16 protein-coding genes are annotated in these 15,906 nt (G+C 61.8%); 9 read left to right on the top strand and 7 right to left on the bottom strand.

Annotated elements, in window-relative coordinates; genetic code table 11:
* Nucleotides 1-19 precede the first annotated feature (19 nt).
* Both QRN22_RS26245 and QRN22_RS26240 read left to right on the top strand, forming a co-directional pair.
* Nucleotides 20-469: a hypothetical protein gene (locus tag QRN22_RS26245; RefSeq protein WP_042554123.1), complete on the top strand. Its 450-nt coding sequence runs from the start codon at nt 20-22 to the stop codon at nt 467-469.
* Nucleotides 470-800: 331 nt separating this feature from the next.
* The gene (locus tag QRN22_RS26240) at nt 801-2,420 is read left to right on the top strand and encodes a malate:quinone oxidoreductase (protein ID WP_042554122.1); all 1,620 of its coding nucleotides are present in this window, start codon (nt 801-803) and stop codon (nt 2,418-2,420) included.
* 108 nt (nt 2,421-2,528) lie between these two features.
* Here QRN22_RS26240 and QRN22_RS26235 read toward each other — a convergent pair whose 3' ends face one another.
* Nucleotides 2,529-3,263: an amidotransferase gene (locus QRN22_RS26235; protein ID WP_042554121.1), complete on the bottom strand. Its 735-nt coding sequence runs from the start codon at nt 3,261-3,263 to the stop codon at nt 2,529-2,531.
* Nucleotides 3,264-3,446: 183 nt separating this feature from the next.
* Between QRN22_RS26235 and QRN22_RS26230 the strand changes: the two genes are divergently transcribed.
* On the top strand, nt 3,447-3,638 hold the full coding sequence (locus QRN22_RS26230; protein ID WP_042554120.1) for a hypothetical protein: 192 nt from the start codon (nt 3,447-3,449) through the stop codon (nt 3,636-3,638).
* 98 nt (nt 3,639-3,736) lie between these two features.
* The gene (locus QRN22_RS26225; protein ID WP_042554119.1) at nt 3,737-4,003 is read left to right on the top strand and encodes a PepSY domain-containing protein; all 267 of its coding nucleotides are present in this window, start codon (nt 3,737-3,739) and stop codon (nt 4,001-4,003) included.
* Between the two features lie 422 nt (nt 4,004-4,425).
* On the opposite strand, the gene QRN22_RS26220 is transcribed toward QRN22_RS26225, so the two are convergent.
* The 4 genes from QRN22_RS26220 to QRN22_RS26205 all read right to left on the bottom strand — a co-directional run bounded on the left by QRN22_RS26220 (nt 4,426) and on the right by QRN22_RS26205 (nt 8,612).
* On the bottom strand, nt 4,426-5,313 hold the full coding sequence (locus QRN22_RS26220; protein WP_042554197.1) for an AEC family transporter: 888 nt from the start codon (nt 5,311-5,313) through the stop codon (nt 4,426-4,428).
* A 142-nt stretch (nt 5,314-5,455) separates the two neighbouring features.
* Nucleotides 5,456-6,253 carry a transglutaminase family protein gene (locus QRN22_RS26215; protein ID WP_042554118.1) on the bottom strand — a complete coding sequence of 266 codons (798 nt, stop codon included), beginning with the start codon at nt 6,251-6,253 and terminating at the stop codon, nt 5,456-5,458.
* Nucleotides 6,250-7,200 (bottom strand): alpha-E domain-containing protein, encoded by a 951-nt coding sequence (locus tag QRN22_RS26210; RefSeq protein WP_042554117.1) that lies wholly within the window; start codon nt 7,198-7,200, stop codon nt 6,250-6,252. The genes QRN22_RS26215 and QRN22_RS26210 overlap by 4 nt, the downstream gene beginning before the upstream one ends.
* 2 nt (nt 7,201-7,202) lie before the next feature.
* Entirely contained in the window at nt 7,203-8,612 is a 1,410-nt protein-coding gene (locus QRN22_RS26205) for a circularly permuted type 2 ATP-grasp protein (RefSeq protein WP_042554116.1), read from the bottom strand.
* Nucleotides 8,613-8,992: 380 nt separating this feature from the next.
* Here QRN22_RS26205 and QRN22_RS26200 point away from each other — a divergent pair, with 380 nt between their 5' ends.
* Both QRN22_RS26200 and QRN22_RS26195 read left to right on the top strand, forming a co-directional pair.
* A complete protein-coding gene (locus QRN22_RS26200) occupies nt 8,993-10,036 on the top strand; it encodes a M4 family metallopeptidase (protein WP_042554115.1) in 1,044 nt (347 codons plus the stop codon).
* Nucleotides 10,033-10,350, top strand: coding sequence for a protealysin inhibitor emfourin (locus QRN22_RS26195; protein WP_042554114.1), 318 nt, complete (start codon nt 10,033-10,035; stop codon nt 10,348-10,350). Before QRN22_RS26200 ends, QRN22_RS26195 begins: the two co-directional genes overlap by 4 nt.
* Before the next feature lie 55 nt (nt 10,351-10,405).
* Here the strand turns inward: QRN22_RS26195 and QRN22_RS26190 are convergent, their stop codons facing one another.
* Nucleotides 10,406-10,753 (bottom strand): ribonuclease E inhibitor RraB, encoded by a 348-nt coding sequence (locus QRN22_RS26190; protein ID WP_042554113.1) that lies wholly within the window; start codon nt 10,751-10,753, stop codon nt 10,406-10,408.
* 245 nt (nt 10,754-10,998) lie between these two features.
* On the opposite strand from QRN22_RS26190, the gene QRN22_RS26185 reads away from it, so the two are divergent.
* On the top strand, nt 10,999-11,277 hold the full coding sequence (locus QRN22_RS26185; RefSeq protein WP_082045790.1) for a hypothetical protein: 279 nt from the start codon (nt 10,999-11,001) through the stop codon (nt 11,275-11,277).
* 184 nt (nt 11,278-11,461) lie between these two features.
* Complete coding sequence (locus QRN22_RS26180; protein ID WP_052493801.1) at nt 11,462-12,016, top strand: hypothetical protein; 555 nt, start codon at nt 11,462-11,464, stop codon at nt 12,014-12,016.
* A 712-nt stretch (nt 12,017-12,728) separates the two neighbouring features.
* Here the strand turns inward: QRN22_RS26180 and QRN22_RS26175 are convergent.
* Entirely contained in the window at nt 12,729-14,810 is a 2,082-nt protein-coding gene (locus QRN22_RS26175) for an LTA synthase family protein (protein WP_042554111.1), read from the bottom strand.
* A 215-nt stretch (nt 14,811-15,025) separates the two neighbouring features.
* Between QRN22_RS26175 and QRN22_RS26170 the strand changes: the two genes are divergently transcribed.
* Nucleotides 15,026-15,904: a DNA-3-methyladenine glycosylase family protein gene (locus QRN22_RS26170; RefSeq protein WP_042554110.1), complete on the top strand. Its 879-nt coding sequence runs from the start codon at nt 15,026-15,028 to the stop codon at nt 15,902-15,904.
* Nucleotides 15,905-15,906 lie beyond the last annotated feature (2 nt).

The following is a 15,906-nucleotide window of genomic DNA, read 5'->3' as shown; positions in this document are numbered from 1 at the left end:
TGAAGTCGAGGAGACGACGATGAAAACGCTCACTGGATCGGCAGTTCTGCTCGCTGCCCTGTTCGTCACCGGCGCGCAGGCCGACGATGGCGCCCCGTCACTGCAGGAACAGCGCCAGCAGATCGGCGATGACATGGTTCGTGATCGTACCGGCACACCTCCCACCAGTGCAGACAGCATCAATCAGCCGGCCACCAATCAGAATCAGCAGCAACAGCCCAATCAGGTACCTGACCAGCAGGCACCGCGCAGTACGCTCAACTCGCCAGCCAGACAGAACCGCTCGGCCGAACCGACCGGCAATACGTCCAGCGAGCGGCAGCCGCCGAACCAGACCCCAGGCGTGCCGGCAAGCGAGGGACAGAATTCCCCACCGATTCAGGGCGGCTCGACACGCTCACCTGCAGCGCCGAGCTCCCCCAGCTCCGGCAACACCGGTGGCCCAGCAACAAGCAACTCCACCAATTAGGCGAGATTCCGCCAAACCGAGCGCATTTCTGGCGGATCAGGGGCGGAAAATCGCCACCTGACTCACAGAAATGTGACAAACATATTGATACAGATCACTAGTTCATTGACCTGTACCTTTTCCGGCATCGCTTTTGCTTACAGCCGGCCGCCTGCGACGAAAGCGCGCACTTCAAAGGTAAATCGCCCGGCGTTTCAAAAAATCACCGGGACTGACCGGTTTCGCAGAACGGAACCTGGCAGCACGCAACAGGCGATGCAGCTTCGCTACCCAAGGCTGTACAGAGTCGGTCGTGCCGTCATGCAATCACATTAATGAAATGGTCTGTCTAATGAAAAAACTCCTGCTGTCCCTACTGTGCTTGAGCGCGCTCGGCTGCGCCAAGCAGCCCGAACCGGAAAAATCCGTGGACGTCCTGCTGATCGGCGGGGGCATCATGAGCGCAAGCCTCGGCACCTACCTCAACGAGCTGGAGCCGACCTGGAAGATCGACCTTTACGAGCGCCTGCCTCAGGTCGCCAGCGAAAGCTCCAATCCGTGGAACAACGCCGGTACTGGCCACTCGGCCCTCGCCGAGCTGAATTACACGCCGGAAAAGGCCGATGGCAGCATCGACATCAGCAAGGCCGTAGCGATCAACGAGTCGTTCGAGATCTCCAAGCAGTTCTGGGCCTACCAGGTCGACCAGGGCGTTCTGAACAATCCGAAGTCGTTCATCAACAACGTCGCGCACATGAGCTTCGTATGGGGCGACAAGAACACCGAGTTCCTGAAGAAGCGCTATGACGCACTGCAGCACAGCTCGCTGTTCCGCAACATGGAGTTCTCCAACGACCCTGCGCAGATCGAGCAGTGGATTCCGCTGGTGATGGAAGGCCGTCAGCCGGGCGAGAAAATTGCCGCTACCCGCGTGCAGACCGGCACCGACGTGAACTTCGGCGAGATCACCAATCAGTTGCTCGATTCGCTGTCGCAGAAGAACGACGTGTTCAACGTCCACGTGCAGCATGAAGTTCGCGATATCACCCGCGCCGACGACGGCACCTGGAACGTCACCGTGGCCGACCTGGCCAACGACGAGAAGCTGAGCACCGTCAACGCCAAGTTCGTGTTCATCGGTGCCGGTGGTGGCGCCCTCAAGCTGCTGCAGAAGTCCGGCATTCCGGAAGCTGACGGCTATGCCGGTTTCCCGGTTGGTGGTTCCTTCCTGGTGACCCGCAATCCAGAAGTGGCAGCTCGTCACCAGGCCAAGGTCTACGGCCTGGCCTCCGTCGGTTCGCCGCCCATGTCGGTCCCGCACCTGGATACCCGTGTCATCGATGGCGAGAAAGTCATCCTGTTCGGGCCATTCGCGACCTTCTCCACCAAGTACCTGAAAAACGGTTCGCTGCTGGACATGTTCGGCACCATCACCACCCACAACATCTCGCCGATGGTCAATGCGGGCATCGACAACTTCTCGCTCAGCACCTACCTGATCGGTCAATTGATGCTCAGCCAGGAAGACCGCATGCACTCGCTGCGCGAGTACTTCCCGGAAGCTCAGGACAAGGACTGGGAGCTGGTACAGGCCGGTCAGCGCGTACAGATCATCAAGAAAGATCCTGAGCTGGGCGGTGTCCTGCAATTCGGTACCGAAGTGGTCAGCTCCGAAGACGGTTCCATCGCTGCGCTGCTCGGTGCATCGCCAGGTGCCTCCACTGCTGCGCCGATCATGCTTCACCTGATGGAAAAGACCTTCAAGGACAAGATCAAGACGCCGGAGTGGCAGGCCAAGCTGAAGCAGATCATCCCCTCCTACGGCCAGACCCTGAACAACAACCTGGAGCTGACCAACAAGACCCGTGCCTGGAGCAGCGAGCGCCTGCAACTGACCTATGTCGAGGTCAAACCAGAGCAGCAACAGGCCGAAGAGCCAGCCGAGGTCGAGGCGCCAGCCGAAGCCCAGTAACATTTCCGAACGGGCGCCTCCACGCAAGGCGCCCTGCAGAAACGAAAACGGCCCTTGAAGGGCCGTTTTCGTTTCTGCGATTTGACGCTCGGCGCGCCAGCGAGGGCTTCAGGCTCTCGCTGGCTCGGCACTACGCCCGCTGGCGATGAAACGCAGCATCCACTCACCCACCGTGCGCCCGTGGTGATCTTCGTGCAGGCTGTCCACGGCCACGCGATACACCGACTCGCCTATGTGTTGCTGACGAATATCGAGCAAGGCACGCGAGTACTCGGGCACGAACTCCGGATGCCCCTGGAAGCACAGCACCTGATCGCCGATGCGGTAGGCGGCATGGGCGCAGAATGGGCTGGACGCCAGCAAGGTGGCGTTTTCCGGCAGCCGGGTGACCTGGTCCTGATGACTGATCAGCAAGGTCACTTCATCCAGCGAGGGCGTCATCCACTCCGGCTGCTCGGCCAGTTGATAGCGATGAATCCCCACGCCCCAACCGCCACTGGCGCGCTCCGCCTTGCCACCGAGCAGCAGCGCCAGCAACTGATGACCGAAACAGATGCCAAGGAGCTTGTCACCGGCCCGATAGCGCTCCAGCAGGTAAGCCTTGAGGCTCTCGATCCAAGGATCGGTGGCGAATGAATCAGCCTTGCTACCGGTCACCAGATAGGCGTCGAAACGCGAACCGGCCGGCGGATAGTCGCCGTTCATCACGTTGAATACGCTGAAGGTGGCAGCGATCGCCTGACCAGCGAAAAGACGTTCGAACATCTTGCCGTAGCCCTGATACTGATCGACCAGCTCGGGGCGCAGGATGTCGGTTTCCAGAATGCAGATCTGCAACGACATGAGCGGTACCTGAAAAGAATGATGACGCCGCTAAAGCGTGCCTGCGCGCGCCGACCAAGGCAAGAGGCCAAGCGCCAAAGGCACGATCAGTCGTTTCGATAGTGACCATGAAGATCATTTGCTTCTGCTCGCTGTTCATGCAGAAGATGATTCTGCTCATCCCCATTCACGGAGTGCTGCACCATGCACAGGCAAACCGTCAGATATGCTCGCAACGGAGCCCTCGCCGCCATCGGTCTCTACCTGGTGATTGCCACTGCGCTGCTCGGCATGAGCATGCACGGCACTCCCGGTGCTCGTAGCGACTCGCCAATGCCCAGCAACGCCCACGACACGTTGCCGGTCACTTCGACGGCCATGCAGACGAATCACTGAGCGCAACGGTTTTCTGAACCACAGGCGCAGCGGCGCACTCCAAGCATCAACGTCCGAAAACGGACGTAACCTCCCCCGAAGAAAAAAGGAGTTTTACGATGCTCAAGAAGACCCTGACTGCCCTCACCGCCGCCGCTGCCCTGAGTGCCGGCTTCGCCATGGCCGATCGCCCTGGCGCTGACTGGATCAGCATCGAGCAAGCCCTGAGCAGCGCCAAACAGGCTGGCTTTACCCAGGTTCACAAGATCGAAGCCGACGACGCCGGTTACTGGGAAGGCGAAGGCACCAAGCAGGACAATCGCCTGTACGAATTCCGCATCGACGGCAAATCGGGCAAGGTCATTCGCGAGCAGCTGGACAACTAAGCTGCCACCGTGTGGAAAGCCGGCCTTAGGGCCGGTTTTTCGTAGGTTCGTCCTTTGATATCGGGCATCCGGACGAACGGTAAACAGGGATTTTCAGAGAAGCATTCGCCCGCGCGGCCTCTGGCGCAGGGGTGTGCGAAAGACACGAGGGGTTCCATAACTGTGCGGCATTCTCCGGCACTATGTTAGGAACCAACTGATATAAAAAAACAGGACATCCGCTCTACAGTGAATACATGCACCGCCGGGTCTTGCCGGGGTGACACTGGGGACGCGGCATTCACCGGCCCACACGACAACAATCAAAAAGGTAACGGCCATGTTCAAGACGCCCAAATTCCGTCAGGCGGGACTTATCCTCTTTGCGACTGCAGTGTTGTTGATCCTGCCCAACATGAGCAGGATGATCGGCTGATACGCGGTCAGTTAACCTGCGGTATCCACCAGGCCAGAATCAGCGGCAGCAAGCCCAATGCCAGCACGGTCGAGCACATCACCAGACTGGCGACCTGTTCGGGCGAACGATTGGCACGCACCGCGAACAGATAATTGAATACCGCGACCGGCATCGCCGATTGCACCACCAGTACGGCATGAGTCAGCGGCTCGAGCCCCAGCGCTGCACCAATTCCCCAGCCGACCCCTGCCCCCAGCAGAATGCGCAACGCACCCAGCACGAGCCCCGAACCGAGGTGATGCAGGCGAATGCTCGCCAGCGAAACGCCCAGGGTCAGCAGCATCAACGGAATCGACATGCCGCCCAGAAGGCTGACGGTGTTGTCCAGCCAGCGTGGCAATTGCAGATCGAAGAAAATCATCGGCAGCGCCAGCAGCAGGCTGATCATGATCGGGTTGCGCAGCAGATCGCGGAGCGATGCCGCATTGCCCGACAGCGCGATACCCACGCTGAACTGGAAGATCGACAGGGTCAGAAAGAAGGCCACGGCCAGGGCCAGACCATGCTCGCCAAAGGCATAGAGGCTGATCGGCAGCCCCATGTTGCCGGTATTGGGAAACAGGAAGGCAGGCACCAGCACCTTCCACTCCTGCCGGAACAGCCGGCTACACAACCAGCCGAACAGCCCCATGCAGCCAGTCACCAGCACGCAGCCCAGGGCCATGCTGGTGAACGCCGCTGGATGGAGGTCGGCACGGCTCAATGTAGCCAGCACCAGGCTTGGCGTGCCGATGGTCAGCACCAGCCGGGCGATGAACTCCATCGGGTAGCTCTGGCCACTGCGGGCCCAGGCATAACCAATGCCGGAGACGATGACCACCGGGGCCAGTACAGCGAACAACTCGGCCAACATGGCCATTCCCCTTCGGCAAAGGGTGCATCCTAGAAGCGATGAGCAACTCATCGCAAGTCGTACAAGTACTGGCAAGCATGGATGCCGCGGGAGTGGAGCATCGAAGGGACAGGCAGGCGATCAGGCCCCTGCCCTCACGGCATCACTGCTCCTGAGCGAGGATCAGCGGCTCCACGTCGACGCGCGCCATCATCCGCTCGCCACCGCCGCCACGGCGCATGCCGCGTACCGGGCAGGCATCGAGGTAATCCAGCCCGACCGCCAGTTTGAGGTGGCGTTCTGGTCGTGCCAGGCAGTTGGTCACGTCGAAGCTGTACCAGGCACCATCCAGCCAGGCTTCGGCCCAGGCGTGGCTGGCCAGGTGATCGCGGCTGTCGGTGAACAGATAACCGGACACATAGCGCGCCGGGATTGCCAGGCTGCGGGCACAGGCGATGAAGGCGTGGGCGTGGTCCTGGCAAACGCCCTGACGGCCGGCAAAGGCCTGCGCCGCGCTGGTTTCCACCTCGGTGACACCCGGCCGGTAGCTGATATGGCCGTTGAGGCCATGCATCAGATCGATCAGGGCATTGCGATCACGCCGACGCGCGCACTGCACGGCGGCAAAATCGCGTAGCGCTTCGTCCGCCTCGGTGAGCCGTGTGAAGCGCAGAAACGGCAGTGCCGATTGGCTTTCGTGTTCAGCGTCGCTGGACTCGTCGATCTCCACCTGACCGCGGGCGCCGATGACGATCGACTCATGAGGCTCGTCCAGCGTCAGCACGTGGAGGATGTTGCCATACGGGTCTCGCTGCGCACGCACCGGGCGCGGCAGATCCAGCTGCCAGCTGAGTACCTGCTGGCGTTCGCTGTCATGGGGCGTGAGGCGCAGGTACTGGATGCTGGCACGTACCTGGTCTTCGTAGTGATAGGTGGTGTTATGACGAATGGACAGTCTCATGCGACCTCCAGATAGGACGTGTGAATGACGCGACCGAGCTCGTGCACCTGGCCGATGAAATCGGTCAGCCAGGCATGCAGGCCCTCTTCCAGCACCTCGTCGATGCTGGTGTAGCGCAACCGTGCGTCGAGCTCGGCGGCCAGGCGCTGTGCCGGTCGGCCGTTCTCTCCAGGCAGGTTGGCGAGCATCAGGTACAACTCGTCCATGCAGGCACGCAGCGAACGCGGCACTTCGGGACGCAGCAACAGCAGTTCGGAAACCTTGCGGGCGCTTGGCGAGCCTCGATAGACCTCGGCGAACGCCTCGAACGACGACAGCGCGCGCAGCAAGGCACTCCACTGGTAGTAACTGTGTGCCGGCCGGCCATCGATCTCGTCGATGTCCTCGCCCAGCAGCTCGTAGCGTGAGTCGAGCAGACGCAGGGTGTTGTCGGCCCGCTCGATGAAGGTGCCAAGACGGATGAAGCGATAGGCTTCACCACGCACGATGGTGCCAAAGGTGGCCCCGCGGAACAGGTGCGAACGCTCCTTGACCCACTCGCAGAAGCGATTGATGCCGTAGCGGCCGAGGCCCTGATCGGCGATACCGCGAATCTCCAGCCAGGTTGCGTTGATGTTCTCCCACATGTCCGCGGTGATGCGCCCGCGTACCGCATGGGCGTTGCTGCGCGCAGCGCCGAGGCAGCTGTAGATGCTCGCCGGGTTCTGCGCATCCAGTGCGAAGAAATGCAGCATGCGCTCGGCATGCAGGGCACCGTGGCGCTCCTGATACTCCTCCAGGGTGCCGGTGATCAACAGCGGCATCGCCAGTTCGTCGAGGCCGTCGCGGCGGCCGTCCTGCGGCATCAGCGACAGCGAATAGCTGCCGTCGAGCATCCGCGCGAGGTTTTCCGCACGCTCCAGATAGCGGGACATCCAGTACAGATCGGAGGCAGTTCTCGATAGCATGCTCAGTCCTCCACTATCCAGGTGTCCTTGGTACCGCCGCCCTGCGACGAATTCACCACCAGCGACCCCTCACGCAGGGCCACACGGGTCAGCCCACCGGGCACCAGGCGGGTCTCCTTGCCGGACAGGACGAAGGGGCGCAAATCGATGTGCCGCGGCGCGATGCCGTTCTCGACGAAGGTCGGGCAGGTCGACAGACACAGGGTCGGCTGCGCGATGTATGCCTCCGGCCGGGCGATCAGGCGCAGGCGAAACGCTTCGATCTCCGCCTTGCTGGCAGCCGGACCGACGAGCATGCCGTAACCACCGGAGCCCTGGGTTTCCTTGACCACCAGGTCCTTGAGGTTGGCCAGTACATGGGACAGCTCGCTGGGCTTGCGGCATTGCCAGGTCGGTACGTTCTTGAGGATGGGTTCCTCGTCGAGGTAGAAGCGGATCATCTCGCCCACGTAGGGGTAGATCGATTTGTCATCGGCCACGCCGGTACCGATGGCGTTGGCCAGCACCACGTTGCCGGACCGGTAGGTGGACAGCAGGCCGGGTACACCGAGCATCGAGTCGGGGTTGAAGGCCAGCGGATCCAGATAGGCGTCGTCGAGGCGGCGGTACACCACGTCGACCTGCCTGGCGCCTGAGGTCGTACGCATGAACAGCTTGTCGTCGCGTACGAACAGGTCGGCGCCCTCCACCAGCTCCACGCCCATTTCCCGGGCCAGAAAGGCGTGCTCGAAGTAGGCACTGTTGAAGCGTCCCGGCGTGAGTACCACCACCGTGGGGTTATCCAGCGGGCTGGAGGTCTTCAGGGTGTCGAGCAGCAGGCTCGGGTAATGGTCGATGGGCGCGATGCGCTGATTGGCGAACAGCTCGGGGAACAGGCGCATCATCATCTTGCGGTCTTCGAGCATGTAGCTGACACCACTAGGGGTGCGCAGGTTGTCCTCGAGCACGTAGTAGGTGCCGTCGCCATCACGTACCAGATCGACGCCAGCAATGTGCGCATACAGATCACGGTGCAGGTTCAACCCCTGCATCGCCATCTGATACCCCTCGTTGGCCAGCACCTGTTCGGCAGGAATCAGCCCGGCCTTGATGATGCGCTGGTCATGGTACAGGTCGGCGAGGAACATGTTCAGCGCTTGCACCCGCTGGATGCAGCCACGCTCGACGATGCGCCATTCGCTGGCCGGGATACTGCGCGGAATGATGTCGAAGGGAATCAACCGCTCGGTGCCCTGATCGTCACCATAAAGCGTGAAGGTGATACCGGCGCGATGGAAGAGCAGATCCGCCTCGCGGCGCCTTTGAGCCAGCAACTCCTGAGGGGTGTCCGCCAACCAGCGGGCAAAAGCTTGGTAATGCGGACGACATGCGCCATCCGCCAGGTGCATCTCATCATAAAAGGTGCGGGCCATGCCGTACTCCTTGCCACCCGTGTCAACCCATACGCTGCAAACGTCGAGCCAGCGTATTTATTCCTTTAAAATCAATGATATAAATTTACAACCAAGCCCTGTCGCACCACTTTGACGCACGCTGATGCTCACTGGCTGTCGGACGTGCTCCATCGCGTTGCACTGCGCGGCTACGACCGGCGCCCGTGCATCTTGTTTTTACAGCCGCGCCTCATGAAAGCGTAGACAGGCGAGACGGCAAAGCATTGCACTTTTCTCTCACGTCCTTCCGTCCAGAAAAAGCATTGCGATAGAAACATCCGCGACGCAACGCGATCCCAGCTTCAGGTGCCGTGTTTTTACGCGGCTGACAACTAACGTCCCTGAACAAGGAACGCCCGATGAACAGCTGCCTCGTACCTCCCTACATCCTCGACCGTATCATCGGTCACGGAACCGAGCGTCAACGCGATTGCGCACGCAGCACGCTCAATCATGTCAATTCATTGCGGCACAATAATGGCGCGCCTCGGCTTGCTACGCAGCAGGCTGGCCGCAGTGCCGTACAGGCGGGACAGCCGCAGCGCAGCATCCACGATGCCGGGCAGGACATGCGCCTGCCCGGTGAGCTGAGTCGTAGCGAAGGGCAGGCCGCAACCGGCGACGTGGCGGTAGACGAAGCGTACGAGGCACTGGGCGCGACCTATGCCTTCTTCTGGGAGGTTCTGGGTCGCCACTCCATCGACGGCCAGGGGTTTGCGCTGGTGGGTACCGTGCATTATGGACAGGCTTACGAAAACGCCTTCTGGAACGGCGAACAAATGGTCTTCGGTGATGGCGACGGCGAGATTTTCAACCGCTTCACCATCGCCCTGGACGTGGTCGCACACGAGCTGACCCACGGCGTCATCGATACCGAAGCCGCCCTCGCCTACGTCAACCAGTCCGGCGCGCTGAACGAATCGCTATCCGACGTATTCGGCATTCTCACCAAGCAGTACACCCTGCAGCAGACCGCTGAACAGTCGGACTGGATCATCGGTGCCGGCCTGCTGACCGACGCGGTCAACGGCAACGGCCTGCGCTCCATGTCGGCTCCGGGTAGCGCCTATGACGATCCGCTGCTCGGCAAGGATCCGCAGCCTGGGCACATGCGCGACTTCGTCGACACGCGGGAAGACAATGGCGGCGTCCATATCAATTCCGGGATACCCAACCGTGCCTTCCACTTGGCAGCCATCGCCCTTGGTGGCTTTGCCTGGGAAAAGGCTGGGCTCATCTGGTACGACACGCTCTGCGACGGACGCTTGAGCAACGACGCCTCGTTCGTCGACTTTGCCAGCCTGTGCGTGAACAACGCCGAACAGCGTTATGGTCAGGGTTCTCGGGAAGCACTTGCCGTCAGCAAGGCGTGGCAAGACGTTGGCGTAGAGGCCGCATCATGAAAGAACTGCCGGAACTGGGTACCAACGCTGTCGTGCGGATTTCCCGGCAGGGAGGCTTCGCTGCGATCAGCGCATTGAGTCGCCCGCGAGAAATCGATTTTGCTCAATGCGACCCTACCCAGCGCGGGCAGGTGTGCTCCGTTCTGGAGAACTGTCTGTCGGTGGCCAGACCCGAGGTCGGCAAGGGCGACCAGCGCTTCTATCGCATAGAGCTGCAGGTGCCACGCCAGCAAGAGCAAGGTGAGCTGGTGCTGCAGATTCCCGAAGAGCAGGCTCCTCGGGAGCTGATAAGACTGTGGGAGAAAGGGGCCTGAGCCCCTGGCAGCGGAACGCTGCCAGGGTTTGCCGCATGGATCGATAAGGCTGGTTTCAGCTCCTGAGGCTGGCGGGCCTGGGCTCCTGGGTCACGCCCCAGCCATCCAGCTTGCCACCCAGTGGTGCCACCACCGCTTGCATGTCCTGCTCGAAATCATCGATACCCGCATAGGTGACATGCATCACCTTGCTCACCTGCAGGTGCCAACCGCCCTCGTCACGCTCGGTCACCAGAGCGTGCAGCGACTCGCCACGAAAATTTCGTGTCGCCTTCAGTGCATTGTTTTCATCGGGAAAAATTGCGTAGAACTCGATGGGATGGACACTGGCAAAATCGAACCCCCCTTGCTTCATCCGACCTAGAACGCCACCACTGACATCATCGTGCAAGGCTGTGCTCATAACGTTGATCTCCATCAGGTGAAAGGTTGGATCGCCGAACCAACGGCTCCCATGTGCCTGGTCTGATTGGTCGACGCGGACCGTAGAAATAGGCCCTGTCATTGAGAGTAGACCGCTCAGCGGCTCGCGTCGTTCTGTCGCAGCCCCATGCTATACCCATTAATGACACCCACGCCCGTTTTGCAGGTGCGTTTCGAACAGGGATCGTCGTGCTGCCGGCGCGGGCCAGACACGAGGTATCACCCATGAGTACGCTACAGTGCACCCACCGCGATCATCACATCAGCGCCGAAGTCATGGAGCATCCAGGCATCCCAACCCCCTGGGCTGGGGGCTGCCGGATCACCGCGCCGGACGGACGCACCACCCGGCGCATGGCGCTGCCGTTGAATGGAGCCTTCCTCGACGACCTGAACAAGGCCCAGCACGCCTCCATCGCACACGGTAAATGGCTGGTCGATCAGTATCTTGATAAACAGCGGGATCTTTTTCCCGATAGCGCGGCCAAACATCACGCAGCATGAGGCCGTATCGAGTGGCCCGCATACGCAGCGGGCCATTCCATTTCCCAGCTAAAGCGCGCAAGCGCCCATTCCAGCCGGTCTCATGCCCAGATAGATCCTGGCCGCACACCGATGCGGTCGCTCCCATTCGAGACGAAGGTTGGATTTCATGGCGAAACACACGCTTTTCATTTCCACAGTTTTGATGACCAGCATCCTGGCGCTGACTGCCTGCAGCGACGCCGACAAGATCCCCGCCAAGACCGCCTCCGCCGCCCAGAGCAGCCCGCCCAAGCTGCAGGAAAAAGCGGATCTCAGCCCATTCGCCGGGTTCGCCAGTGCGCGCTTCGGCAGTGACGAGGCGGCGGTACGTGCAGCCTGGAAGGGTTCTCTGCGCGAGGGCGGAGGCACCTCTGACACCTGCCGCCAATTGGTCCAGGACCCACGGCCCGCAAAAGGCTTCGGTACCTCATTCATGCTCGAGAACGGGCTGTTCGTGCGCTATGACATCGATACCCGCGAGCGCAAGGCGCCTCGTGGTCTGCAGGTCGGCAGCAGTGCCCAGCAGATTCGCGCCACCTTCCCCGGGCACTTCGAGGAGCAGCCGCACAAGTACGTGAAAGGTGCCAGCGACTTTATCGTCAAGCCGTTCATCGACAGTGAAGCCCGACTGGTTTTCGAGACCGACCCCAACGGTTTGGTAACCCGCTGGCGCATCGGCATGCCACCGGCCGTCTTCTACGTGGAAGGCTGCAGCTGAGCGACCCCAAGGGCGAGACACTGATCTCGCCCCCGCCCCGTAGGAGCCCGCTTGCGGGCGATACGATGGTGGGTGCTCAGCGACATCGTCGCCATGCCTGACATTCGCCAGCAAGCTGGCTCCTACATGACCGCGTCAATCCCCGCCCCGTAGGAGCCCGCTCGCGGGCGATACGATGGCGGGTGCTCAGCGAAACCGATGACATGGCTGACATTCGCCAGCAAGCTGGCTCCTACACAATTGCGTCAATCCCCAGCCCCGTAGGAGCCCGCTTGCGGGCGATGCGATGGTAAGTGCTCAGCGACATCGTCGCCATGGCTGACATTCGCCAGCAAGCTGGCTCCTACATGACCGCGTCAATCCCCAGCCCCGTAGGAGCCCGCTTGCGGGCGATGCGATGGTGAGTGCTCAGCGACATCGTCGCCATGGCTGACATTCGCCAGCAACCTGGCGCCTACACGACTACGCGAATCCACTACGCCGTAGGAGCCCGCTTGCGGGCGATACGATGGTGAGTGCTCAGCGACATCGTCGCCATGGCTGACATTCGCCAGCAAGCTGGCTCCTACACGCTTGCGTGAATCGCCCGCCCCGTAGGAGCCCGCTTGCGGGCGATGCGATGGTGGGGGCTCAGCAGAACCGATGAGCATGGCCGCCCCAGCACCTGCGCCAGCGCGACTCGCCTCAAACGCCCACCGTGCAGCACCTCAGGCTACGGCTTGTCGGGCATGCCATCCACTACGCCAGCGGTATTATCCAAAAGGCTCTTGGTGGCGGTCTGCAGGAAACCCTCGAGGCGCTTCTGCAGCAGCTCGTCGACCGGCCCTTCGATGCGCTCGGCTGTCGGTTTGGCGCCCAGGCTGTAGCGATACAGGCGCGGCTCGAAGCCCTTGGGCTGGACCAGCACTTTGTCGGAGGTGACGATGGCCACCGTCTGGTCGCCGCCCGATGGCTTGATCACGCCGATGCCTCCATCGCCTTCCGGCAGATTGAGCAGGTCACGCCCCCAGCACTGGTGACGCACTTCGCCACCCAGGCGCCCCATGATGGTCGGCACGATGTCGACCTGGGTGCCCACGGTATGGCTGACCTTGCCGAACTTCTCCTGAATGCCCGGCGCGATCAGCAGCAAGGGCACGTTGAAACGCTGCAGGTCCATCTCGGTAACCTGATCGAAGCCACCGAAGCCATGGTCACCCACGACCACGAACAGGGTTTCCTTGAAGTACGGCTCCTTGCGCGCCTTCTCGAAGAATTGCCCAAGGGCCCAATCCGAATAGCGCATCGCCGTACGGTGCAGGTTCTCCTTGCCATCGATCAGCACCGGCTCCACCGGCAGATCCTTGGGCAAGGCGTAAGGCGTGTGGTTGGACAGGGTCTGCAGCAATGCATAGAACGGCTTGTCGCCGTAGTTGCTCTTCAGCTCCTGGGCGCCGCGGTCGAACATGTCCTGATCGGATACGCCCCAGGTCGGATCCATGAACACCGGGTCGACGAAATCCTCGCGGCCAATGAAGTCGGTCATGCCCTGGTTGCTGAAGAAGCCGGACTGGTTGTCCCATTGAAAATTGCCGTTATAGACATACAGGTTGTCGAAACCGCGGCCACCCAGCAGTTGCGGCAAACCGGAGAACTTGTGGGCGCCTTCCGGCGTACGCATCAGGTACTCGAAGCCCGGCAGATTGGGGAAGCAGGCCATGGTGGCGAACATGCCCTGATGGGTATGGGTGCCATTGGAGAAGAAGCGGTCGAACAGCAGCCCCTCCTTGCTCAGCTTGTCGAAATAAGGGGTGATGTTGCCTGGCGCGCCGAGCGCACCGACGGAATGGCCGGCGAAACTCTCCATCAGGATGACCACCACGTTGCGGATCGGCAGCGTGCCATCGGCTGGCGGCGTGTAGACGCGGCGCATGGCGGCGCTATCGGCGTCGACCAGCTTGTCGTCCGGGGTCAGCAACATGTCGCGGGTGATCTGCCGGGCCTGGTCGTCTTCCATGGTCGGCTGCCAGGTGTTGTCGCGGTGCGGGCCGAAGGTAGCCTGAGCAGCGGTGAACAGAGTCAGGGTGCCGTTCAACCCCAACTGGTTGGCGAACATCGATTCGGTGGTATAGGCATCGCCCCAACGCAGCGGCGGGCCCTGGCGCAGGTGGCCACGGGCGGCGATCACCGCGATCAGCAGGCACAGGAAGAACACCGAAGCGCGCCAGTACCAGGCAACCTTGGGCCGTACACCGGCAGCGCCACTGCGCGTCCTGGTGCGGCTGGCGCGGTCGAACAGCGTGAACATCCACCACAGCAGGCCGGTGATGACGAACCAGGCGATCAGGTAGCGGGCAACCGGGAAACCGTTCCACAGCATGCTCATCACGGTAGCCTGATCTTCCTGCAGGTACTGGAACACCAGGCTGTTCAGGCGCTGGTGAAACTCCTTGTAGAAGTCCAGTTCGGCCAGGCCGAGAAACAGCGTGAGGCTGGAGAAGATCGTCAGCCAGACGCGCTGCCACACACGCGCAAGCATGGCGCGGGTGCTCAGCAAGGCGATCAGCAGCGGCGCGCAGGCATAGACCACCACGCGCAGGTCGAACCGCAAACCGTTGTAAAACGCCTCGGCGAACACCGCAGGCGGCGTATCGCCGATCAACTCACGGTTGTAGACCAGCAACGCGGCGCGCAATCCGGTGTACATCACCAGCAGCGCCAGGGCGCTGAACAGGGTGAAGAGCAACTGGCTGCGTAACGGCTGAAAGGAATGCGAGGCGCTGGGAGGGGTGCCCTGAACTGCTGTAGGGGTCATGTTCGATCATCCACAAAAGACTTATTCCGCCCAGCTCGCCGCGAATAACGGCAACTGGTGCCGCGCGAGTGTGTTCGTGTGGATGTGAAAATTTTGTCGATAAGGATTCTCAGCGTCGCGCAGTGGCTCCACTGAAGTCTGGCCACACCGGGCGCGCTGTTTGAAAGTCATTTGCACACTGACAAGATATCGCCCCCGGGGTTATCTTCAGCGCCATGACACAGAGCCGAACCATCAGCCTTCCGTACCTCACGCCATGGAACTGGCAGCAGTTCCATGAGCACTTCAAGCTACGGGCGATCCCCGGACAAGAGCTTCTGGGCGATCGCGACTACTGCCGCAGTTTTCGCCTGGCCGACGTTACCGGCTGGTTCCGCGTCAGCGCCCTGCCCGACCAGAACGCGCTCGAGCTGGCTTACAGCACCTCGGCCGAAGCCTGCCTGCCGCAGCTGGCCCAACGGGTACGCCGCATGTTCGATCTGGATGCCGACCCGGCCATCATCGCCGCCCACTTCGCGGCCGACCGGCACCTCGCACCGATGCTCGCTCGCAACCCGGGCCTGCGCCTGCCCACTGCGTTCGATGCCTTCGAACAGGCCGTGCGGGCCATCGTCGGCCAGCAGGTCACGGTCAAGGCGGCTGTGACCATCACCGGGCGCCTGGTCAGCCGACTTGGCGAGTCGCTGGCAGACGCCCCCACCGGCATCGACCGCCTGTTCCCGACACCCGCGGCCATCGCTGCAGCCAGTCTCGACGCCATCGGCATGCCCGGCAAACGCGTGCAGACCCTGCAGCATTTCGCCGCTCAAGTCGCCAGCGGCGCGTTGCATCTGGATATCAGCCAGGGCGCGAGCGAGCTGATCGCGCGGCTGTGCGCCCTGCCCGGCATCGGCCCCTGGACCGCCGAATACATCGCCCTGCGCGCATTCGGCGACGCGGACGCCTTTCCCGCCAGTGACCTGGGCCTGCTGAAGGCGCCAATCTGGGGAGCGGGAGGCATCAGCGCTCGACAGCTGCAGGCCCATGCAGAGGCCTGGCGCCCCTGGAGGGCCTATGCGGCAGCCCACCTCTGGCAAGACTATTCAGGAGGCTGAAG

The organism is Pseudomonas sp. MEJ086, assembly GCF_030209025.1.
Classification (GTDB): Bacteria; Pseudomonadota; Gammaproteobacteria; order Pseudomonadales; family Pseudomonadaceae; genus Aquipseudomonas; species Aquipseudomonas fulva_A.
The sequence above is the reverse complement of the archived record's forward strand: the minus strand, read 5'-3'. Positions and strand labels throughout refer to the sequence as shown.